The organism is Citrobacter sp. CK180 (genome assembly GCF_030333655.1).
Lineage (GTDB): Bacteria > Pseudomonadota > Gammaproteobacteria > Enterobacterales > Enterobacteriaceae > Citrobacter_B > Citrobacter_B koseri.
Genome location: NZ_JAOWFM010000055.1, coordinates 366482 through 387816, shown reverse-complemented (window position 1 = coordinate 387816; position 21335 = coordinate 366482). Strand labels below are relative to the sequence as shown.

Genomic DNA, 21335 nt, shown 5'->3' with positions numbered 1-21335 from the left:
GACGCATTGAATGCTGCTCACGGCTTGAACAGCCATGCGCTTATCGTTAAGGTAAGCGCTTTGTTGGATGGCCGGCCTACAACGGCTCCCGCCCGTAGGCCTGATAAGCGCAGCGCCATCAGGCACTTTCAAGTATCAGGACAGAACCATGATCACCATCGCCCTTATTGACGATCACCTTATCGTCCGCTCCGGCTTTGCGCAGCTGCTGGGGCTGGAACCTGATTTACAGGTTGTGGCCGAGTTTGGCTCGGGGCAGGAGGCGCTGGCGGGATTACCGGGGCGCGGCGTGCAGGTCTGCATCTGCGATATCTCCATGCCGGATATCTCCGGGCTGGAGTTATTAAGTCAGCTTCCTAAAGGGATGGCGACGATAATGCTGTCGGTACATGACAGTCCGGCGCTGGTGGAACAGGCGCTGAACGCCGGTGCGCGCGGCTTCCTTTCCAAGCGCTGTAGCCCTGACGAGCTGATTGCCGCGGTACACACGGTGGCGACGGGCGGCTGTTACCTGACGCCGGATATCGCCGTTAAACTGGCGGCTGGACGGCAGGACCCGCTGACCAGACGTGAACGCCAGGTGGCGGAAAAGCTGGCGCAGGGAATGGCGGTGAAAGAGATCGCCGCCGAGCTGGGGCTGTCGCCAAAAACGGTACACGTACATCGCGCCAATCTTCTGGAAAAGCTGGGCGTCAGCAACGATGTTGAACTGGCGCGCCGCATGTTTGATGGCTGGTAATGAAAACCATCCTCTCCCGGTTAATTACCGTTATTGCCTGCTTTTTTATCTTCTCCGCCGCGTGGTTTTGCCTGTGGAGCATCAGCCTGCACCTGGTTGAGCGCCCGGAGCTGGCGGTACTGCTGTTCCCGTTCGGTTTACGCCTGGGGCTGATGTTGCAGTGTCCGCGCAGCTACTGGCCGGTATTGCTGGGCGCGGAATGGCTGTTGGTCTGGTGGCTGGCGCAGGAAGTGGCGCTGGCGCATCTACCGCTTTTGATGATCGGAAGCCTGTTGACGCTGCTGCCTGTGGCATTAATCTCCCGCTATCGCCATCAGCGCGACTGGCGCACCCTGCTGTTACAGGGCGCGGCCTTGACGGCGGCGGCATTGTTACAGTCTCTGCCCTGGTTAGGCCAGGGGGAAGAGACGTTAAACGCGCTGCTGCTGACGCTTACCGGCGGGTTGACGCTGGCGCCCATCTGTCTGGTATTCTGGCATTACCTGACCAGCACCACCTGGTTACCGCTCGGCCCGGCGCTGGTCTCGCAGCCGGTGAACTGGCGCGGGCGGCATCTGGTCTGGTATCTGCTGCTGTTCACTGTCAGCCTGTGGCTACAACTGGGTCTACCGGCTGAGCTGTCACGCTTTACGCCGTTCTGCCTTGCGCTGCCGATTATTGCGCTCGCCTGGCATTACGGCTGGCAAGGGGCGCTGATCGCGACGTTGATGAACGCCATCGCGCTGATTGCCAGCCAGACCTGGCACGATCATCCCGTTGATTTACTGCTTTCTCTGCTGGCGCAAAGCCTGACCGGGCTGCTGCTTGGCGCGGGGATTCAGCGCCTGCGCGAACTCAACCAGTCGCTGCAAAATGAGCTGGCGCGTAACCATCGTCTGGCGGAACGCCTGCTGGAAACGGAAGAGAGCGTGCGGCGCGACGTAGCGCGGGAACTGCACGACGACATCGGTCAGACCATCACCGCCATTCGCACTCAGGCGGGAATTGTACAGCGGCTGGCGGCGGATAATGGCGGCGTAAAACAGAGCGGGGCGCACATTGAGCAACTGTCGCTGGGCGTGTATGACTCAGTGCGTCGCCTGCTGGGGCGCTTGCGTCCGCGCCAGTTGGATGATCTGACGCTGGAACAGGCTATCCGTTCGCTGATGCGGGAAATGGAGCTGGAAAGTCGCGGCATTATCAGCCATCTCGACTGGCGAATAGACGAGTCTGCGCTCAGCGAAAGCCAGCGGGTAACGCTGTTTCGCGTTTGTCAGGAAGGGCTGAACAACATTGTGAAACACGCTAATGCCAGCGCGGTTACGCTACAGGGCTGGCAGCAGGATGAGCGGCTGATGCTGGTGATTGAAGACGATGGCAGCGGCCTGCCGCCGGATTCCGGCCAGCAAGGCTTTGGTCTGACCGGGATGCGCGAGCGCGTGACGGCGCTTGGCGGCGTGCTGGCCATCTCCTGTACGCACGGCACGCGCGTTAGCGTGTCGTTGCCTCTGCGTTACGTTTAAGGAGCGGCGATGCTGACGTTTCTGAAAGCTCCGGCAAATGCGCCGTTGATAACCGATAAACACGAAGTCGATGCGCGTTACCGCTACTGGCGGCGACAGATCTTACTTACCATCTGGCTTGGCTACGCGCTGTTCTATTTCACCCGTAAAAGTTTTAATGCCGCCGTGCCGGAGATCCTCGTCAGCGGCGTGCTGACCCGCAGTGATATCGGCCTGCTGGCGACGCTGTTTTACATCACCTATGGCCTGTCGAAGTTTGTCTCTGGCATCGTCAGCGACCGTTCCAACGCCCGTTATTTTATGGGCATTGGGCTGATCGCCACCGGCGTGGTGAATATCCTGTTCGGTTTCTCCACGTCGCTGTGGGCCTTTGCATTACTGTGGGCGTTGAATGCCTTCTTCCAGGGCTGGGGAGCGCCGGTGTGCGCCCGTTTGCTGACGTCCTGGTACTCGCGTAATGAGCGTGGCGGGTGGTGGGCCATCTGGAATACCGCGCATAACGTCGGTGGGGCGCTGATTCCGATCGTCATGGCTGCTGCCGCTCTGCATTATGGCTGGCGCGCCGGGATGATGATTGCCGGAACGCTGGCGATTATCGTCGGCATTTTTCTCTGCTGGCGGCTGCGCGACAGGCCACAGGCTATCGGTTTGCCAGCGGTCGGGGACTGGCGGCATGATGAGCTGGAAATCGCTCAGCAGCAGGAGGGGGCGGGGCTGACCCGCAAAGAGATCCTGACCAAATACGTGCTGTTGAATCCCTATATCTGGCTGCTCTCGCTGTGCTATGTGTTGGTGTACGTGGTGCGCGCGGCGATCAACGACTGGGGCAACCTGTATATGTCGGAGACGCTGGGTGTCGATCTGGTCACCGCCAACACGGCGGTCACGATGTTCGAGCTGGGCGGGTTTATCGGCGCGCTGGTGGCGGGCTGGGGCTCAGATAAACTGTTCAACGGCAACCGTGGGCCAATGAACCTGATTTTCGCTGCCGGAATACTGCTCTCTGTCGGTTCGTTATGGCTGATGCCGTTCGCCAGTTACGTGATGCAGGCGGCGTGCTTCTTCACCACCGGCTTTTTTGTCTTTGGCCCGCAGATGCTGATCGGCATGGCGGCTGCGGAATGTTCGCACAAAGAGGCGGCGGGGGCGGCAACCGGTTTTGTCGGTCTGTTTGCCTATCTTGGCGCATCGCTCTCCGGCTGGCCGCTGGCGCAGGTGATGGAAACCTGGCACTGGACCGGGTTCTTTGTGGTGATTGCCATTGCGGCGGGCATTTCCGCCCTGCTGCTGCTGCCGTTTTTGAACGCGCAGGCGCCGCGCGAGGCCAGCATTACGTGACGGACTTCACCTTTTTACCCCGAGTGGGGCAAAACTAAGAAATTTTCCCGGTTTCGCCTGGACGCTGTCTCAGGCTGGTTGGGCGACTGATTTTTACAATGCCTGCAATAAAGCAGGCTTAAAAAATCAGGAGATACCCGTCCCATGCTGAACTTCTTAAACCAGGTGCGTAAGCCGACCCTGGATCTGCCGCTCGATGTACGGCGCAAAATGTGGTTCAAACCGTTCATGCAGTCCTATCTGGTGGTCTTTATCGGCTACCTGACCATGTACCTGATCCGCAAAAACTTCAACATCGCCCAGAACGACATGATCTCCACCTACGGGCTGAGCATGACGCAACTGGGGATGATTGGTCTGGGCTTCTCGATCACCTATGGCGTAGGCAAAACGCTGGTTTCCTACTATGCCGACGGCAAAAACACCAAGCAGTTCCTGCCGTTTATGCTGATTCTTTCCGCTATCTGTATGCTGGGCTTCAGCGCCAGCATGGGGAGTGGTTCCGTTGGCCTGTTCCTGATGATCGCCTTCTACGCGCTGAGCGGTTTCTTCCAGAGTACCGGCGGGTCGTGCAGTTACTCCACCATCACCAAATGGACGCCCCGTCGTAAGCGCGGCACCTTCCTCGGCTTCTGGAATATCTCCCACAACCTCGGCGGCGCTGGCGCGGCAGGCGTGGCGCTGTTCGGCGCGAACTACCTGTTCGACGGCCATGTGATCGGCATGTTTATCTTCCCGTCGATCATCGCGCTGATTGTGGGCTTCATCGGCCTGCGCTTTGGCAGCGACTCCCCGGAATCTTATGGTCTTGGTAAGGCGGAAGAGTTGTTCGGCGAAGAGATCAGCGAAGAGGACAAAGAGACCGAAGAAAATGAGATGACCAAGTGGCAGATCTTTGTGGAATACGTCCTGAAAAACAAAGTGATCTGGCTGCTGTGCTTCTCCAACATCTTCCTGTACGTGGTGCGTATTGGTATCGACCAGTGGTCTACCGTTTACGCATTCCAGGAACTGAAACTTTCTAAAGAAGTGGCGATTCAGGGCTTTACCCTGTTTGAAGTGGGCGCGCTGGTCGGCACGCTGCTGTGGGGCTGGCTGTCGGATCTGGCGAACGGTCGTCGTGCGCTGGTGGCCTGCGTTGCGCTGGCGCTGATTATCGCCACCCTCGGCGTTTACCAGCATGCCAGCAACCAGTACGTCTACCTGGCGTCCCTGTTCGCGCTCGGTTTCCTGGTGTTTGGCCCGCAGTTGCTGATCGGCGTGGCGGCAGTCGGCTTCGTCCCGAAAAAAGCGATCGGCGCGGCGGACGGCATTAAAGGCACCTTCGCTTACCTGATCGGCGACAGCTTCGCCAAGCTGGGGCTGGGGATGATTGCCGACGGTACGCCAGTCTTTGGTCTGACCGGCTGGGCGGGCACCTTCGCCGCGCTGGATGCCGCTGCCATTAGCTGCATCTGCCTGATGGCGATGGTCGCGGTGCTGGAAGAACGTAAAATTCGCCGTGAGAAAAAAATACAGCAACTGAAAGTCGCTTAAGTGTGTATTGGTAACGTTTTGCCCGGCCTGGCGCCGGGCTTTTTTATTGCTGCTTACAGGCGTTCCACGCCTCGATAAAGGCCTGGGCATTTCTTGCCGTCTGGTTTACGGTTTGTCCGGCGCGGTACAGATCGCTGCCTAATCCTGCGCCAATGCATCCTGCATTCAGATAGTCAGCCAGATTGTCGGGACGGATGCCACCGACGGCATAGAGTGGAATATGCGTCGGTAGAACGGCTTTTAATGCGCGGATGTATCCTGGCCCCAGTTCGCCTGCCGGGAAAATTTTTAATGCGCTGGCGCCGTGATGGATCGCGACAAACGCTTCGCTGGCGGTATGACAGCCGATACAGGTCGTCATTCCGGCATCTCGTGCCGCGTCAATAACTGACGGGTCGGTATTCGGCGTCAAAATAAACGAGCACTTGAATGCGGATAACAGGTTAACTTCGCTAACGGCGGTCACGGTTCCTGCGCCGATATGTATCGTCTGACCATAGTGTGCAACGGCTATGGCGATACTGGTTTGCCAGTCGGGGGAATTCAGCGGAATTTCTACGGTGGTAAAACCTGCTGTTGCGAGTACATCAATATGCGCCAGAACTTCATCGGGCGTTATACCTCGTAGTATTGCGACCAAAGGATTACGGATGTTCATGTAAAACACTCCTGATGCCGTTAATGAATGCTGTTTCACCGTTGAGGAGGCGACAGCGCTGGCCAAAAAGCTGGAATACGGTCTGGTAGCGGACGAGCAGCTCGTCGCTGCCGACCAGTACAATTTCTTCGTGTGCAGGGATTGCGTAATGTTGCAGCATTTGTGCGATTTCATGGCCGATCAGCAGACCGGATAAGGCATCAAAAAGCGCGTCCTGAGGAAGGATATGACTTAGTGTTCGTGCTCTGAGATCAAAGACGCCGCGAGAAAGGCAGTTTTCATGTTGACCACGTTTTGCGCCCGCTAAAAAAGCATCGACATTGTGCTGTTGTACCGTTGCGTGTTTTCCCACGATGGAGTGTCGGGTCAGCAGGTGGAAAAATTCGCCGGTCATGATGGTTTGAAAATCACGGACCGTATCGTTCTCCATGCGTACCCATTTACTGTGGGTGCCAGGGAAGGCATACCAGCTATTTTCTGATAACGCGCCAAGAAGCTGTGTTTCTTCACCGCGCATCACGTTACAGGTTTCAGATCCCGCTAACTGCAAACCAGGAATGATGAATACAGGGAGATGGCCCGCGTCATGAACTTGAGTGAGATGCTGCGACAGTGTTTGCAGGGAGACCGGACAGAGTAAATAGTGACTGTCTACCCAGCCAATATTGCTGCCAATCATGCCGCTCATGATAACCGTCGTATTATCTGCCAGAGTGTGTGGGCACTGTTCGAGCAATGTCAGCCAAATATCTTTGAACTGCCCTGCATGGTGATTGATCACCCCATCATGACTGGCGTGACGCCAGACACAGCTCCCCTTCTGGTAAACCCATAGGCGTAGGTTGCTGGAGCCCCAGTCGACGGCAATAAAGTTCTCTGAATTGAACATACTTCGTTCCTGATGCCATAAAAAATGGCCCGCGAGCGGGCCGGAGACGGGTAATTACTTTTCAGCAATATCCATTTTTTTATCGAAGTTAATGAGCAGCGAGCAGATGAGGTAACCCACTGCGGCCAGCGCAAAGAACATCATCGCGGCATAGTAATTACCGGTAGATTGCACCAGGAAGCCGATAAAAATAGGCAAAATGGCAGCGAACAGGTTACTGGTAAAGTTCATGGTGCCACAGATAGTCCCTGCTACCGATTGTGCTCCCAGCAGACCCGGTATTGACCAGTAGACACTGGCCCAACGTAACGGGAAGAGCGCGATTGTCAGCAACGTAATCGCAATGGCTGGTGTTGAACTTTGGGCGCACAGAAAAATCCCTACCCCTGCGGTAGTGGCGGAAATTGCCAACATGGTATGCATAACGCGGCTGGTTTTTGCGCCTTTACTGCGCCATTTATCCATGATGTAACCGCCTGTGAGCTGACCAATAAAGCACAGCAGGAAGATCAGCGCCATCGCGCCACCCATCGACTTAATATCAAAGCCATAAGTGGCCTGGAAATAGAGCGGCAGCCAGGTCATCAGGCCATAGAACACAAAGCTGTAGCATACCCATCCGCCGATCAACGCAAGCACATTGCGCTGCTTGAGGTAAGGTTTGATATCAGCGAGACGGTATTTTTTACTGTTGGTGGCTGGGCCGTTTGCCGCGGTGATATGGTCCAGTTCCGCCTGGTTAATACGTGGGTGTTCTGACGGGTAAGTACGGATATACCACCATGCCAGTAAACCGACGAGCATCGTGCCAACCCCCGCGACAACAAACGCCATACGCCACGAGTCGAAAAAGGCAATCAACCCGGCGATGATGACCGCACCCAGCGCGGTTCCTAATGGCGCGCCGCCATCGAGCAACATTGAGCCGCGCCCACGCTCAGTTGGCGTTAACCATGTTCCCATTAATTTTGCGCCTGCGGGCATGATAGGGGATTCTGTGACGCCCAGACCAAGACGGGAAAGCGAAAGCGTGAAAATGGAGTGACATAAGGCGGCAACGGCCTGGAATGCTCCCCATAAGATGGTAGCCAGTGCGATAATATTTCTGGCTTTGAACTTATCTGCAATCACGCCGCTGGGAATTTGCATCAGCGCATAAGCCCAGAAGAAAGCGCTATGGATAACACCGACAACCCGGGTATCAGTAATGCCAAATTCATCGGTAATATAGGGCATGGCAATAGAAAGCGATGTGCGATCAATATAATTAATCGCACCCAACAAAAGCATAATAATAAATATTCGCCATCTTACTGTTGTAGCCTTTAATTTTTCTTCTTCAGTATTTACGTTAACAATAGACATAGGAACTCCTTGCCATGCTCATAGTGAGCATGGCGGTACGAGGTATTGTTATATTGTGGAGCGTTACATTATGGAGCCAATTGTCCAGGGGACAAATTCCTGACTACCATAGCCAAATTCTTCACTTTTTGTTTTTTTGCCGGATGCCATATCAAGGATCATTTGATAAATACGTTCACCGACTTCTGCGATCGTCTCTTCACCTTCGACAATGGTGCCGCAGTTAATGTCCATATCTTCCTGTTGGCGCAGCCAGAGCGCGTTGTTGGTAGCCAGTTTCAGGCTGGGCGTTGGTTTGGATCCAAATGCCGAACCCCGGCCAGTGGTGAAGCAAAGCAGATTCGCGCCGCCTGCGATTTGCCCGGTAACGGCAATAGGGTCATAGCCGGGGGTATCCATAAAGACGAACCCTTTTGCTGTAACTGGTTCTGCGTATTCATAAACCTCTGTCAGATTAGTGGTTCCGGCTTTGGCAATACCGCCGAGGGATTTCTCCAGAATCGTGGTAAGTCCGCCAACCTTATTACCTGCTGAAGGGTTGTTATTCATTTCGCTTCCGCTGCGACGACAGTAGTCTTCCCACCAGTGAATCCGCGCAATCAGTTTTTCGCCAACCTCGCGCGAGACAGCGCGGCGGGTCAATAAATGTTCTGCGCCATAAATTTCTGATGTTTCAGACAGAATGGCCGTGCCACCCTGCTGTACCAGCTTATCCACCGCATAGCCGAGCGCTGGATTGGCGGAAATACCGGAATAGCTGTCAGAGCCACCGCATTCCAGCGCCAGAATAATTTCCGAGGCGGGAATGGGTTCGCGGATGACCCGGTTCGCGAGGGGAAGCATTTGATTTACCAGATCAATCCCTTTCTGAATGGCATGCCGTGTTCCGCCAACGTCCTGGATAGTATAGCTGTGCATCATTGGACCATCTTCCAACCCATGGGCATTCATCATGTCTTTGATTTGGCTGGACTCACAACCCAGCCCAATAATAATGACGCCAGCAAAGTTGGCGTGTGTGGCGTAACCTGCCATCGTGCGCCGCATGACCGCCATGGACTCACTTTTAGAGCCAATCGCGCAACCAAAACTTTGTGGAAGCGACACCACGCCATCGACATTTGGGTAATCGGCCAGACCGTGTAGACGAAAATGATCCTCAATCGCTCTGACGACCGTCGCGCTACAGTTAACCGAACTTAAAATGCCAATATAGTTACGCGTGGCGGCACGCCCGTCAGCGCGACGAATTCCCTGAAATATATCCTGATGTTCGGCGGGTGTGGGGGAATGCCGATCCACGCCCCAGGCGTAATCACGCTCAAAATCGCCCATGCCCAGGTTGTGCATATGTATATGCTCGCCGGCTTGAATAGGTTGGGTAGCGAAACCGATAATCTGCCCATACCGTTTCACTGCCTCTCCGATGTTTAGTGAGCGTAGGGCAATTTTATGTCCTGCGGGAATGTCGCTGATAACTGTAATTTGTTCTTCTTCAAGCCAGGTGCCAGCGGGAACACACTGTCTTGCGATAACCACATCATCTTTTGGATTGAGTTTTAGTACAGGGTTGATGTTCATTATCATTGCTCTCATGCTGATTTACAGAGTAATACGGGCCAGAATATTTCGAACAAGGGCTGTTTTTTCCTCATTGAGTGGTAAGGCTGGTGGAACTACGGCAGTTGAAATATCCACTCCAGTTAATTTGATAGCTGTCTTGATGACGCCAAAAAAAGGCTGTTCTAATGCATACAGAGGAGAAAGCGTTGCCAGTTGCTGCTGTAGTGCTTTAGCCGTAGTGAGGTCTTCACGAATAAATGCCTGATATATGCCTCTGGTAATGTGTGGGGCAAAGTTAAATGTTGCAGGGATTCCACCGTGACCGCCCAACAATAGCGTATTAAGCAAATATTCGTCATAACCGCTAAAGACAATAAACTCCGGGCGGAATGGGTGGACGCGATTAATAATTTCCCGGGTGTGGCTGATGTTATCAATGGTGTCTTTAATTCCTACAATATTAGGCACTTCACGGGCGAGTCGGGTGATCACGTCCAGACCGATATCCTGGCCAGTTAACTCAGGGAAGTTATACAAAAAGACAGGTATACTGAGTGCTTCGGCAATGCGTTTGTAATGCGTGAAACGCGCGTCATCACTGAGTTTCGCATAGTAAGGATTCACCACCAGTACGCCCGTAGCGCCTGCGTTTTGTGCGTGTTCACCTAACTGGATGGTTTCTGCGGTGCTGGCGCAGGCAATACCAATTAACACCGGTACTCTTCCTGCAACATATTGCAGACTGAATTCGGCGATCTGTTTTCTCTGCTCAGTGGAAAAATGTGAAAACTCACCGCCGCTGCCCAGAATCAGCATTCCGTCAGCCCTGTTGTTAATGACATGGTCAATCATGGTGGCCATTCCAGCGCGATCTAATTCGCCATGATTGTCAACAATGGTTGGGACTGGCGGAAAGATACCTTTAAATACGTTCGACATTGCTACCTCTTGTTCAGTATATGGAACTAATGTTCTGTATATTGAAATTAGTACAGCAAATATCCAAATCATTCGTCAATGATTTTTGCAGAACAAATGAACAATTGTGATAGCGATCTGATTTAGGCGGTTAACATTTCAGGAATTGCCTGTGCTTCCTCTATGCGCAAAAAAGCCGCATTCCTGAGGAAAGTGATTGCGGTATACTGAGAGGAGTCTATGAATAGAAAAGATTAATTTCGTATGAGCCAGGATATTACGACCTCTGTTCCCGCACTGGATAAGACGGTAAAAATCTGTAATTACCTCTTCAATACACCAGGGGCGACGTTCAGCCAGATCCAACAAGATTTAGCATTACCTAAAAGCAGCACGTCATCATTGTTAAACGCATTGGTCGAACATCACCTTTTGCGTCTGGAAAAGGGGCGCTTTTTCCTGGGCCTGAAATTGTACGAATGGGGTAATCGTTCGCTGGAGCAATTTGATATCCGCAACGTTGCTCTGCCTGTTCTGGAGAAATTGCGTGAGCAAACCGATCTGACCTGCCATCTGGGTATCCTGGATGAAGTCGCGCCCATTTACCTGATGAAGCTTGAGAACACTCAGCCAATCGGTATTCGTACCTGGGTCGGTAAAAAGCTGCCGATGCACAGTTCCGGCGTGGGGAAAGCGCTTTGTGCCTGGTTACCGCAGGAAAAAATGGACGAACTTTTGCCGGATGAGCAGTTACCGCAATACACTGAGACCACCATCACCAGTAAGAAAGCCTTGCTAAAGGAGTTTGCCAGAATCCGTGAGCAAGGATGGGTCTTTGATAACGCGGAAGATTCCCCAGGTATTTATTGTATCGCTGCGCCGGTGTTTAATCGTAATCATGAGGTGATTGCTGCGATCAGTATCAGCGGTGTTGAATTGCAAATGCCAAAAGAGTGCATTCCACAATATTCTCAGTGGGTTCGTGAAGCCTGTCAGGCGCTTTCTGCAAAGTTGGTTTAACAGGGCAGGTTATGATTTGGATCATGCTGGCCACGCTGGTCGTGGTGTTTATTGTTGGCTTCAGGGTGCTCACCTCGGGGGCCCGGCGTGCGATTCGTCGGTTAAGCGAGCGTCTGGGCATCAGCGTGGTGCCGGTGGAGTCAATGATCGACCAGATGGGTAAAGCGCCTGGAGAGGCGTTTTTACAGTACCTGCATCGTCCTGATGAATCACATCTGCAAAATGCCGCCCAGATATTGCTGATCTGGCAGATCGTGATTGTGGATGGCAGCGATCAGAACCTGCAACAGTGGTATCGTCAGCTGCAAAAAACGCGTCTGGCCGCGCCAATTACTGACGCGCAGGTACGCCTGGCGCTGGGGTTTCTGCGCGAAATAGAACCGGATATGCAAGAGATTAACGCCTTCCAGATACGCTACAACGCCCTTTTTCAACCTGAAGATGGCGTGCACTGGTTGCATTGAGGTCGTCCATTCCCGCAGGCACGATGAATCTGTAGGCCGGATAAGCGTCAGCGCCATCCGGCTATTAATATAGTTGCTAAAACGTTAAATACGTCACACTTTAGATGTTACACTGCACGGCTTTCTGGCAGAGAAAGACGCAGGTAACGAAATGAGTGCAAGAATCGAAGAACAATCCCATACTGAGACGATTATCCGGCCAAACTGGTCGGCTGTTTTCGCTGTGGCGTTCTGTGTTGCCTGCCTGATCACCGTTGAGTTTTTGCCCGTCAGCCTGCTGACGCCGATGGCGCAGGACCTCGGAATCTCTGAAGGCGTCGCCGGGCAGTCGGTAACGGTAACGGCGTTTGTCGCCATGTTTGCCAGCCTGTTTATCACCCAAATTATTCAGGCGACCGATCGTCGCTATGTGGTGATCCTGTTTGCCGTTTTATTAACGCTTTCCTGTCTGCTGGTATCGTTTGCAACTTCCTTCACGCTGCTGTTGGCCGGGCGTGCCTGCCTGGGGCTGGCGTTGGGGGGATTCTGGGCGATGTCGGCTTCGTTGACGATGCGTCTGGTACCGCCGCGTACCGTGCCTAAAGCGTTGTCGGTTATTTTTGGCGCGGTCTCCATCGCGCTGGTGATCGCCGCGCCGCTGGGCAGTTTTTTAGGTGGGATTATTGGCTGGCGTCATGTTTTTAACGCGGCGGCGGTGATGGGCGTACTGTGTGTTATTTGGGTAGTGAAATCGTTACCTTCGCTGCCTGGCGAACCGTCTCACCAAAAGCAAAATATCTTCAGTCTGTTGCAACGTCCCGGCGTAATGGCGGGGATGATCGCCATCTTTATGTCCTTTGCCGGACAGTTCGCGTTCTTTACCTACATCCGCCCGGTGTATATGAATCTGGCGGGCTTTGATGTCGATGGCCTGACGCTGGTGCTGCTGAGCTTTGGCATCGCCAGTTTTGTGGGAACGTCGCTCTCCTCTTTTATTCTTAAACGCTCGGTCAAACTGGCGCTGGCAGGCGCGCCGTTGGTTCTGGCCGTCAGCGCGCTGGTGCTGACGTTGTGGGGAAGCGAAAAAGTGGTGGCGGCAGGGATCGCGATTGTCTGGGGGCTGTCGTTTGCGCTGGTGCCGGTAGGGTGGTCAACGTGGATCACCCGTACGCTTGCCGATCAGGCGGAAAAAGCCGGGTCCGTTCAGGTTGCGGTGATCCAGCTTGCCAATACCTGCGGTGCGGCTGTTGGCGGCTATGCGCTTGATAACCTTGGTCTGCTGTCGCCGCTGGCGCTCTCCGGCAGCCTGATGTTGCTGACGGCGCTGCTGGTGACGGTAAAAGTTCGCATACAAACGACGCGATAATACATCAAAAGGGGTGATGATTCGGTCACCCATGATGTTTTACATATCCGGGCATTCGACTTTGCCGAGCGCTTCCCAGTAGTTATTCTGGTTGTTCCTTTCTATCGCCACGATGGCCTCGCGGATGTGCTGTTGATTACTCTCATTCGACATGATCATCTTTTCCCATGCCTCATCCGACAGCGATGCCTGCGGCGTACACATTTTGCGTAGCTCTTTCAGGACGGTGCTTTTTTCGTTAGCGGTCTGAAGCGAGCTATAAGGCGAGTTAGCCAACGCAATGCCTGGCAGCGCGAGAAGGGCGGTAAAGAGCAGCAGAGCGGTTTGTTTCATCGTCATCATCCAGTATTTAAAGTTTAAGCATAAGTATAGACAGAACACGACTCTCTCAGCGGTCCGCATTACTTCGCAAAACCGTCTCGTCTGTAAGTTGTAGGCGGATTCTCCCCTCTCTCTCACTTTCTTGCGCAGCAGAATAGTGTATGTTCTGAACAATCATTTATTTCTTAAGCGGTAAAGAGATGAGACGGATTGAGGTAATACTGGGGGAACTCGAACGGCTGACGCGCGGGCTGAATCTTGCCGATCTGGCGCAGGAGACGGCATTTACGGCGGAAGCCATTGGCTTTAACCTCGGGCTGGCGCGCAACTCGGTCAGTAAAGATCTCAATCAACTCTGCAATGATGGTCTGGCGATCAAAAGCCGGGGCCGCCCGGTGTTTTTCCTGCACCGTCAGGCGCTGGAAACGCTGCTGGGGCGTAAGCTGGATGACGCCGAACGTGAAGTACGTACGATTGCCGATCTGTTGCCGCGTCAGGAAGGGCACACAATCGACGATCCCTTTACCGGTCTGATTGGCTACGATCGCAGCCTGCGCGATGCAGTAGAAAAAGGCCGCGCCGCAGTGCTTTACCCCCACGGGTTGCATGTGTTGCTGACCGGACCTTCCGGCGTTGGCAAAACCTTCTTTGCTGAACTGATGCACCGCTTTGCCTGCGAGCACGCCGCTGGCTCCCTGCCGCCGCTGGTCTATTTTAACTGTGCGGAATATGCCCATAACCCGGAACTGCTCTCTTCGCACCTGTTTGGTCATCGACAGGGAGCGTTTACCGGAGCGAGCGAGAATAAACCAGGCCTGGTGGAGCAGGCGGACGGCGGCTATCTGTTGCTGGATGAGGTACACCGTCTGCCATATGAAGGGCAGGAAAAGCTGTTCTCCATTCTCGATAAAGGTGAATACCGTCCGCTGGGGGCAAGCAGCAAGGCGCGTTCGATATCGGTACGCCTGATTTGCGCGACGACAGAACCGGTAAGTTCGGCGTTGTTGCGTACTTTCCAGCGGCGTATTCAGGTCTGTATCGATCTGCCGGGCATTCGCCAGCGTTCAATCGAAGAACAGGTGGAGCTGATTGTCGGCTTTTTGCAACGTGAAAGTCGCAAAATTGAGCGCACGGTGAGTATCGACAAGACGCTGCTGCTCTGGCTGCTGAATAAGCCGCTGGAAGGTAACATCGGCCAGCTCAAGAGTGATATCCAGTTCCTCTGCGCTCAGGCATGGGCGTCGGGGATGACGGAGCATAACGATACGCTGCAACTGGATAAACGGCTGGCGGAAATGCCGTTTAACGCCACGCCGGAGCAACGTCTGCTGGTGGACACGCTGTTTGATGGCAAAGAGCGCTTGAACGTTGACGCGCGCACGTTGCCCGCCTTGAAAACGTCGCTGGCGACGGGCGCCGAGATTGAAGAGAGCGATCTCTTTTACAGCTTCCTGACCCGCGAATACGTCAATCTGCGCAACAGTAACGTGCCTCCGGCGGAAACGCTGGCGATCCTGAAAAATAAGCTCAGCTCGATTTTTGAATATGGCCTCTACAGTCGCGACAATATTGCGCATCCGCCGCGTTATGGCGACCAGATTGAGGAACGCGTGACGCTGCTTATTGGCTGCGTGGAGCAGGTGCTTACGTTTACGCTGCCGGAGAACCTGGTAAATCCGCTGCGTAAACATTTTCTGGCGCTGATTGGCTACGTTCAGCGCGGCCTGATCCCGCAGCTTTATTCTTCCAGCCTGATCCTCGATCGTTGCAAAGATGAGTACGACAACGCCACATTGTTGTGCCGAAAAATCAATGAATTGCTGCATATTCAGTGTCCGGCGACGGAAGTGGTCTGGCTGTGTCTGTTCCTCAAAGAGTGTCGTCATTATCGTCAGCGTATCGACGCCAGCCCGGACTGCGGGGTGATCCTGATTGCTCACGGCGCAACAACGGCCACAAGCATGGCGCAGTATGTGAATCGGGTGCTGGAGCGCGAGTTGTTCAGTGCTATCGATATGCCGTTTGAGCAGTCGGTGCATGACACGCTGGAAACCCTGACCCAGATGATTCAGACCCGACGTTATCAGCGGCTGATCCTGATGGTGGACATCGGCTCGCTGGTACATTTTGGCAGTACGATCAGCAAATTATTCCAGATTGACGTTCTGCTGATGCCAAATATAACCCTGACCAGCCTGCTGGAGGTGGGGCTGGATTTAAGCTATGAAACCAGCGACTTGCCGCAACTGGCGGCGTTAATGCAGGGTAAAAGCATCCCCTGCCAGCTTTGTACGCCACAGCAGGAAAACGGCGGCAAAGTGCTGGTTATCTCCTGTATTACCGGCATGGGCACGGCGGAAAAAATCAAAAAGGTGCTGGAGGAGAGTTTTGGCGAGCTGATGTCGCAGGACACGCGGATGGTGATCCTCGATTACAACGATGTTCGCAGCCTGGAGCGCGTCCAGCAGTCGCTGCATGCCAGTGAACGACTGGCGGGTATTGTTGGCACCTTCCAGCCGGGGCTGCCGGATATTCCATTCATTTCGCTGGAGGAATTGTTCTCTGAGCAGGGGCCGGAACTGGTGTTGAGCCTGTTAACGCCGGACCTCACCAGCGCTGAACGCCGCCTGGAAATGGAACGCAGCGCAATGCGCTTTATCAGCGCGCTGACGATGGAGAGCATTATCAACCATATTTCAGTGCTTAACCCGCAGCGCATTCTGAAAGAAATGGAAGGGGTGCTTAACCATCTGACCACCGCGCTTTCGCTGAAACCAAGCCGCCAGGTGACACTGCGCTTCCTGATCCACTGCTGCTGCATGGTCGAGCGTATCGTGATTAACCGAAAACCGTTACAGATGGCGCTGGAAAACAAACCGGATCTGGATGCCCGCGCGTTTAGTGTCATCAAATCGGCTTTCCTGCCGATTGAAGAGGCTTATGCCATCCGTTTATCGGACGCGGAATATTTTTATATCTACGAATTACTCTATAGCTGATCCCTTATCTGGCGTGGCGCTGCGCCTCGCCAGACCTCTCTTCTCCTCTCGCGTGACACTAATCCTGGCACAGCCTTTGCTCTTACTCTGATGAGTTTTGCCGGATGGCGTTTGCTATTCGTAGGCCCGGTAAGCGTAACGCCACCGGGCAATGTGTGCCGGATGGCGGCGTAAACGCCTTATCCGGCCTACGGCGGTGACGCTATCGGGCATTGCCAGTCTCATGTAATCGAGCCAGGAGGCCATTTTGACTACCACTGAATCCTTGCCCCAGATCCTGCTGCTGACGCATGGCGGCTGGGGACAACAGCTCTGCAATAGCCTTCGCATGGTGATGGGGGAAATTAAAGGCGTAACAGAAATTGCGCTCATGCCCGTGGATACGCTGGGTGAGTTTTATCAACGTGTCGAAGCCGTGGTGAAAACCATGCCGGAAGGCTCACTTATTCTGACCGATTTTGTTGGCGGCACGACCTCCAACGTGGCGGCACGACTGAGTGCGGATTATCCGGTGGCGGTGGTTTCCGGGCTGAACGCCTCGCTGCTGCTGGAGGCGCTGGACCGGCGCGAACACGGCCCGCTTACCGCCTGCGTGAGCGGTCTGGTGGAAGCCGGGCGCAGCAGTTGTCTGGATGTCGTCGCCCATGTTCGTCAATTACAACAATCACAATAAGGAAAATCATTATGGCAAACATCGTGTTATGTCGCATCGACAGCCGTCTGATTCATGGGCAGGTCGTGACGAAGTGGGTCGGACAATCCCAGGCGAACCGGATTGCCGTGGTCAGTGACGAACTGGACGCCGATCCGTTTATGAAAAATATCTATCTGATGGCCGCGCCGCCAAACATCAAAGTGGATTGCTACAGCAACCAGAGCTTTGCGGCATCGTGGAAAGAAAACCAACTCGGTGACGGCAATGTGCTGGTGTTGTTCCCGTCTCTGGCGGCCATTCAACAGGCCGTGCAGCAGGGATTTGATGTCACCACCATTCAGGTTGGGGGCTTAGGCGGCGGGCCAAACCGCAAAGCGGTTTTCCAGAACATTACGCTCGATGAAAAAGACGTTGGCATTCTTAACGACCTGAAAAGTCGTGGGATTCAGGTGTTCTTCCAGACTATCCCGGAAGATAAACCACAGTCGCTGGACGATATCCTGAAAAAATTCTAACCCTCTGATAATGGGATAACACTATGGATACTTTAGTCTTTGCAAGCCTGATGGGGTTGTATTACTGGTTTGCCCGATTACGCCTTGGCTACACCTTCTCCGCCATGCTGCTTCAGCCGGTAGTTGTCGCGGTCTTTGTGGGGCTGCTGCTCGGGAACATGCAGACGGCGATGATCATCGGGGCGGGTATGCAGCTCGTCTATCTGGGCGTGACCTCGACGCCGGGCGGCAACGTGCCGTCAGATCCGGCGCTGGCGGCCTGTATCTCGATCCCCATTGCGGTTAAAGCCGGAATGGACCCCAACCTGGCGATTGCGCTGGCGATTCCGTTTGGCGTGATCGGCGTATTCCTCGACCAGCTACGCCGTACGCTGAACGCCGCCTGGGTACATATGGCCGACAAACACGCGGAAACGGCAAACATGGCGGGCATTATGCGCTGCGCTTTCCTTTACCCGGCGTTACTCGGTCTGGCGCTGCGTTTCCCGGTGGTGTTCGCCGCCAACTATTTCGGCCAGAACGTAGTAGAAAGCTTCCTCAAGCTGATGCCGCACTGGCTGACCCACTCCTTTGAAATCATGGGCGGGATCCTCCCGGCGCTGGGCTTCGCCATCACCATTATGGTGATCGGCAAAAAGAGTCTGCTGCCGTGGTTTATCGGTGGATTCTTCGCGGTGCTGTACCTCAAGGTCGACATCATGGCGATGGCAATCTTCGGCACCTGTGTGGCCTTCCTGATTAAAGGTCTGGCGAAAAATGAAGGAGCAGCATGATGAGCAGCGACGTAATGCAACATGAACTGGTTGAGCGTGCGCGGGAAACCGGAGCGCTGACCAAAGCGGACATCACCAGGGCGTGGTTTATCTACTGGCTGGGCGCGGAGGTTTCCAACTCCTATGAACGTTTACAGAGTCTGATTTTCTGCGCCTCGATGACGCCGATCATCAAAAAACTCTACCCGCAAAAAGAGGAACAGGTGGAAGCGCTGAAGCGCCATCTGAACTTCTTTAACTCAGAACAGACCTTTGGCGCGGTGATCCAGGGCATCGCCATCGCTATGGAAGAGCAGAAAACACGTGGCGAACCGATCAGCGACGCCTCCATCACCGGGATTAAAACCGGCCTGATGGGGCCGCTGGCCGGGATGGGCGATTCCATCGTCTGGGCGGCGGTGATGCCGCTGTTGATTGCGATTTTTATTCCGTTCGCCGCCAATGGCAGCGCATTCGGGGGTATTGCGCCGCTGATTCTCTATCCGGCCATTACGCTGGCGATCAGCTACGGCCTGATTCACAAAGGCTATACGCTGGGGCGTGATTCCATCGTCGGGCTGTTGCAAGGGGGGCGAATCAAGGAACTGATCTACGGCGCTAACGTGCTGGGGCTGATCATGATGGGGGCGCTGTCGGCGAGCTACGTCAAGATCACTACCCCGCTGAAAATCAGCGCCCTGAAAGGTTCTGAAGTGGTGGTTCAGCAGATCCTCGATTCGATTGCGCCTGGCCTGCTGCCGCTGGCGGCAGTATTTGCCATCTACATCTTTCTGGTGAAGAAAGGGCCGCGTTATACCACCATTCTGCTGTCGATTGTGGCGCTTAGCGTGGTCTGCTCGCTGCTGGGAGTGTTGTAAGCCATGACACAGAATATCTATCAACAGCTGGGGCTAAAGCAGGTGATTAACGCCTGCGGCAAGATGACGATTCTTGGCGTCTCCAGCGTCGCGCCGGAGGTGATGCACGCCACGGCGCGTGCGGCCTCCGCTTTTGTCGAGATCGACAAGCTGGTGGAAAAAACCGGTGAGCGGGTCTCCCGCTATACCGGCGCGGAAGACAGTTATGTCACCTCATGCGCCTCGGCGGGAATTGCGATTGCCGTTGCCGCCGCTATTACCCGTGGCGATCGGGCCCGGGTCACGCAGATGCCGGACAGTTCCGGTATGGCCAATGAAGTGGTGATGCTGCGTGGGCATAATGTGGATTACGGCGCGCCGATCACCAGCGCGATCCGTCTGGGTGGCGGGCGCGTAGTGGAAGTGGGGTCGAGCAACCTGGCCGCGCGCTGGCAACTGGAGAGTGCGATTACCGATGACACCGCCGCCCTGCTGTATGTGAAATCACATCACTGCGTGCAAAAGGGGATGTTGGGCATTGAGGACTTCGTCCAGGTGGCGCAGATCCACAACCTGCCGTTAATTGTTGATGCCGCTGCCGAGGAGGATTTGCACGTCTGGGTGGCGAGCGGCGCGGATATGGTTGTCTACAGCGGCGCGAAAGCCTTCAATGCGCCAACCTCTGGATTTATCACCGGCAAGAGAACGTGGATCGCCGCCTGCAAAGCGCAGCATCACGGCATCGCCAGAGCGATGAAGATCGGTAAGGAGAATATGGTCGGGCTGGTATATGCGCTGGAGAATTATCACCAGGGGCAGACGATAGTCACCGCCGAACAGCTTCAGCCGGTAGCCGACGCCATTTCAGCGATTCGTGGGTTGAGTGCGGATATCGAGCAGGATGAGGCCGGGCGCGCGATCTGGCGTATTCGTATTCGGGTGAATGCCCGTGAACTGGGGCGGGATGCCCGCGAAGTCGAAGCTCAGCTGCGCGGCGGCGATATCGCCATTTATGCCCGTCGCTATAACCTCCACCAGGGCGTTTTCAGCCTCGACCCGCGAACGGTCGCAGAAGGGGAAATGGCGTTAATCGTGGCGCGACTGAAGGAGATTGCCGACCATGCAGCAGATTAATTTTTATCGTAATCGTGTGGCGATTAACGTACTGGCGAAAGATATCGCCAATGCCAGGGAAATCTATGATGCTGCCGAAGGCCATGCGGCGATCGGCGTCCTCTCCGCACAGTTTGCCTCAGTGGAGGACGGTGTTCAGGAGGTAAAACGCTGGATGGCAGAGGTGCCGTGCATCTCCGTGGGGCTGGGAGCGGGCGATCCGGCGCAATACTATAAGGCGGCGATGATTGCTGCAAAGGTACACCCGGCGCACGTCAACCAGACCTTTACCGGATGTGGTTTTGCCGCTGGCGCGCTGGCGGCAACGGGCGGCGAAAAAACGCATATCAACGCGCTGGTCAGCCCGACAGGCACGCCGGGCGAGGTGCTTATCTCCACTGGCGTTCGCAGCAGCCAGGGGACGCCGGCCCGCGTTTCCTGCGATGCAGCGGTACGCATGATGCAGGATATGGGGGCGCAGGCGGCGAAGTTTTTTCCGATGGGCGGCGAGACGTCGTTACCGGAGCTGTATGTGCTGGCAACCAGCGCAGCCCGCAACGGGATGACGCTGATCGAACCGACCGGCGGCATTTCCCTGGAAAATTTCGGCGTTATTTTGCAAACCTGTCTGGAGGCGGGCGTGCCGCGCGTGATGCCGCATGTTTACAGCTCGATTATCGATCCGCAAACCGGAAACACCCGGCCTGACGATATCGTCAGGTTAATGGAGATCGTGAAAGCGCTGGTTTGATGGCGTAGTTTACGTAGGCCCGGCAAGCGTTCGCG

Annotated in this window: 20 protein-coding genes; 14 read left to right on the top strand and 6 right to left on the bottom strand. The window is 54.8% G+C overall.

Going from position 1 to position 21335, the window contains the following annotated elements; all coding sequences use genetic code 11:
• Window positions 1-148 precede the first annotated feature (148 nt).
• The 4 genes from uhpA to uhpT all read left to right on the top strand — a co-directional run bounded on the left by uhpA (window position 149) and on the right by uhpT (window position 5115).
• A complete protein-coding gene (gene uhpA, locus OGV50_RS20665) occupies window positions 149-739 on the top strand; it encodes a response regulator transcription factor UhpA (RefSeq protein ID WP_024130070.1) in 591 nt (196 codons plus the stop codon).
• The gene (gene uhpB / locus OGV50_RS20660) at window positions 739-2241 is read left to right on the top strand and encodes a signal transduction histidine-protein kinase/phosphatase UhpB (RefSeq protein ID WP_248623112.1); all 1503 of its coding nucleotides are present in this window, start codon (window positions 739-741) and stop codon (window positions 2239-2241) included. The genes uhpA and uhpB overlap by 1 nt, the downstream gene beginning before the upstream one ends.
• Window positions 2242-2250: 9 nt before the next feature.
• Window positions 2251-3579, top strand: coding sequence for an MFS transporter (locus OGV50_RS20655; RefSeq protein ID WP_012000766.1), 1329 nt, complete (start codon window positions 2251-2253; stop codon window positions 3577-3579).
• Between the two features lie 144 nt (window positions 3580-3723).
• Entirely contained in the window at window positions 3724-5115 is a 1392-nt protein-coding gene (gene uhpT, locus OGV50_RS20650) for a hexose-6-phosphate:phosphate antiporter UhpT (protein ID WP_286488732.1), read from the top strand.
• Between the two features lie 43 nt (window positions 5116-5158).
• Here uhpT and OGV50_RS20645 read toward each other — a convergent pair whose 3' ends face one another.
• From OGV50_RS20645 to OGV50_RS20625, 5 genes are all read right to left on the bottom strand, one after another.
• On the bottom strand, window positions 5159-5773 hold the full coding sequence (locus OGV50_RS20645) for a 2-dehydro-3-deoxy-6-phosphogalactonate aldolase (protein ID WP_071259142.1): 615 nt from the start codon (window positions 5771-5773) through the stop codon (window positions 5159-5161).
• Entirely contained in the window at window positions 5760-6662 is a 903-nt protein-coding gene (locus OGV50_RS20640) for a 2-dehydro-3-deoxygalactonokinase (protein WP_049008034.1), read from the bottom strand. Before OGV50_RS20640 ends, OGV50_RS20645 begins: the two co-directional genes overlap by 14 nt.
• 54 nt (window positions 6663-6716) lie before the next feature.
• Window positions 6717-8027 carry an MFS transporter gene (locus OGV50_RS20635; protein ID WP_012000761.1) on the bottom strand — a complete coding sequence of 437 codons (1311 nt, stop codon included), beginning with the start codon at window positions 8025-8027 and terminating at the stop codon, window positions 6717-6719.
• Window positions 8028-8090: 63 nt separating this feature from the next.
• A complete protein-coding gene (locus OGV50_RS20630) occupies window positions 8091-9608 on the bottom strand; it encodes a UxaA family hydrolase (protein WP_024130069.1) in 1518 nt (505 codons plus the stop codon).
• A 21-nt stretch (window positions 9609-9629) separates the two neighbouring features.
• The gene (locus OGV50_RS20625; protein WP_200093230.1) at window positions 9630-10529 is read right to left on the bottom strand and encodes a dihydrodipicolinate synthase family protein; all 900 of its coding nucleotides are present in this window, start codon (window positions 10527-10529) and stop codon (window positions 9630-9632) included.
• 243 nt (window positions 10530-10772) lie between these two features.
• Here OGV50_RS20625 and OGV50_RS20620 point away from each other — a divergent pair, with 243 nt between their 5' ends.
• The 3 genes from OGV50_RS20620 to nepI all read left to right on the top strand — a co-directional run bounded on the left by OGV50_RS20620 (window position 10773) and on the right by nepI (window position 13337).
• Window positions 10773-11528 (top strand): IclR family transcriptional regulator, encoded by a 756-nt coding sequence (locus tag OGV50_RS20620; RefSeq protein WP_200093232.1) that lies wholly within the window; start codon window positions 10773-10775, stop codon window positions 11526-11528.
• A gap of 11 nt (window positions 11529-11539) precedes the next feature.
• Entirely contained in the window at window positions 11540-11992 is a 453-nt protein-coding gene (locus tag OGV50_RS20615; protein WP_012135814.1) for a DUF1198 domain-containing protein, read from the top strand.
• A 151-nt stretch (window positions 11993-12143) separates the two neighbouring features.
• Entirely contained in the window at window positions 12144-13337 is a 1194-nt protein-coding gene (gene nepI, locus OGV50_RS20610) for a purine ribonucleoside efflux pump NepI (protein WP_200093234.1), read from the top strand.
• 39 nt (window positions 13338-13376) lie between these two features.
• Here the strand turns inward: nepI and OGV50_RS20605 are convergent, their stop codons facing one another.
• Complete coding sequence (locus OGV50_RS20605) at window positions 13377-13670, bottom strand: YicS family protein (protein WP_024131070.1); 294 nt, start codon at window positions 13668-13670, stop codon at window positions 13377-13379.
• A gap of 188 nt (window positions 13671-13858) precedes the next feature.
• Between OGV50_RS20605 and dagR the strand changes: the two genes are divergently transcribed.
• From dagR to dagF, 7 genes are all read left to right on the top strand, one after another.
• Window positions 13859-16657, top strand: coding sequence for a transcriptional regulator DagR (gene dagR / locus OGV50_RS20600; RefSeq protein ID WP_115608686.1), 2799 nt, complete (start codon window positions 13859-13861; stop codon window positions 16655-16657).
• Between the two features lie 247 nt (window positions 16658-16904).
• Entirely contained in the window at window positions 16905-17330 is a 426-nt protein-coding gene (locus OGV50_RS20595) for a PTS sugar transporter subunit IIA (protein WP_024131069.1), read from the top strand.
• An 11-nt stretch (window positions 17331-17341) separates the two neighbouring features.
• A complete protein-coding gene (locus OGV50_RS20590) occupies window positions 17342-17827 on the top strand; it encodes a PTS sugar transporter subunit IIB (protein WP_042323421.1) in 486 nt (161 codons plus the stop codon).
• Window positions 17828-17850: 23 nt separating this feature from the next.
• Window positions 17851-18600: a PTS mannose/fructose/sorbose/N-acetylgalactosamine transporter subunit IIC gene (locus OGV50_RS20585; RefSeq protein ID WP_012135807.1), complete on the top strand. Its 750-nt coding sequence runs from the start codon at window positions 17851-17853 to the stop codon at window positions 18598-18600.
• Window positions 18597-19457, top strand: a complete 861-nt coding sequence (locus tag OGV50_RS20580) for a PTS system mannose/fructose/sorbose family transporter subunit IID (RefSeq protein ID WP_200093237.1) — start codon at window positions 18597-18599, stop codon at window positions 19455-19457. Before OGV50_RS20585 ends, OGV50_RS20580 begins: the two co-directional genes overlap by 4 nt.
• A 3-nt stretch (window positions 19458-19460) precedes the next feature.
• The gene (dgaE, locus tag OGV50_RS20575) at window positions 19461-20570 is read left to right on the top strand and encodes a D-glucosaminate-6-phosphate ammonia lyase (protein WP_112001391.1); all 1110 of its coding nucleotides are present in this window, start codon (window positions 19461-19463) and stop codon (window positions 20568-20570) included.
• Window positions 20557-21300, top strand: a complete 744-nt coding sequence (dagF, locus tag OGV50_RS20570) for a 2-dehydro-3-deoxy-phosphogluconate aldolase (protein ID WP_049008076.1) — start codon at window positions 20557-20559, stop codon at window positions 21298-21300. The genes dgaE and dagF overlap by 14 nt, the downstream gene beginning before the upstream one ends.
• Window positions 21301-21335 lie beyond the last annotated feature (35 nt).

Coding starts and splice junctions, on each gene's coding strand:
- uhpA (WP_024130070.1), top strand. CDS start 149: ATGATCACCATCGCCCTTATTGACGATCACCTTATCGTCCGCTCCGGC.
- uhpB (WP_248623112.1), top strand. CDS start 739: ATGAAAACCATCCTCTCCCGGTTAATTACCGTTATTGCCTGCTTTTTT.
- OGV50_RS20655 (WP_012000766.1), top strand. CDS start 2,251: ATGCTGACGTTTCTGAAAGCTCCGGCAAATGCGCCGTTGATAACCGAT.
- uhpT (WP_286488732.1), top strand. CDS start 3,724: ATGCTGAACTTCTTAAACCAGGTGCGTAAGCCGACCCTGGATCTGCCG.
- OGV50_RS20645 (WP_071259142.1), bottom strand. CDS start 5,773: ATGAACATCCGTAATCCTTTGGTCGCAATACTACGAGGTATAACGCCC.
- OGV50_RS20640 (WP_049008034.1), bottom strand. CDS start 6,662: ATGTTCAATTCAGAGAACTTTATTGCCGTCGACTGGGGCTCCAGCAAC.
- OGV50_RS20635 (WP_012000761.1), bottom strand. CDS start 8,027: ATGTCTATTGTTAACGTAAATACTGAAGAAGAAAAATTAAAGGCTACA.
- OGV50_RS20630 (WP_024130069.1), bottom strand. CDS start 9,608: ATGAACATCAACCCTGTACTAAAACTCAATCCAAAAGATGATGTGGTT.
- OGV50_RS20625 (WP_200093230.1), bottom strand. CDS start 10,529: ATGTCGAACGTATTTAAAGGTATCTTTCCGCCAGTCCCAACCATTGTT.
- OGV50_RS20620 (WP_200093232.1), top strand. CDS start 10,773: ATGAGCCAGGATATTACGACCTCTGTTCCCGCACTGGATAAGACGGTA.
- OGV50_RS20615 (WP_012135814.1), top strand. CDS start 11,540: ATGATTTGGATCATGCTGGCCACGCTGGTCGTGGTGTTTATTGTTGGC.
- nepI (WP_200093234.1), top strand. CDS start 12,144: ATGAGTGCAAGAATCGAAGAACAATCCCATACTGAGACGATTATCCGG.
- OGV50_RS20605 (WP_024131070.1), bottom strand. CDS start 13,670: ATGAAACAAACCGCTCTGCTGCTCTTTACCGCCCTTCTCGCGCTGCCA.
- dagR (WP_115608686.1), top strand. CDS start 13,859: ATGAGACGGATTGAGGTAATACTGGGGGAACTCGAACGGCTGACGCGC.
- OGV50_RS20590 (WP_042323421.1), top strand. CDS start 17,342: ATGGCAAACATCGTGTTATGTCGCATCGACAGCCGTCTGATTCATGGG.
- OGV50_RS20585 (WP_012135807.1), top strand. CDS start 17,851: ATGGATACTTTAGTCTTTGCAAGCCTGATGGGGTTGTATTACTGGTTT.
- OGV50_RS20580 (WP_200093237.1), top strand. CDS start 18,597: ATGATGAGCAGCGACGTAATGCAACATGAACTGGTTGAGCGTGCGCGG.
- dgaE (WP_112001391.1), top strand. CDS start 19,461: ATGACACAGAATATCTATCAACAGCTGGGGCTAAAGCAGGTGATTAAC.
- dagF (WP_049008076.1), top strand. CDS start 20,557: ATGCAGCAGATTAATTTTTATCGTAATCGTGTGGCGATTAACGTACTG.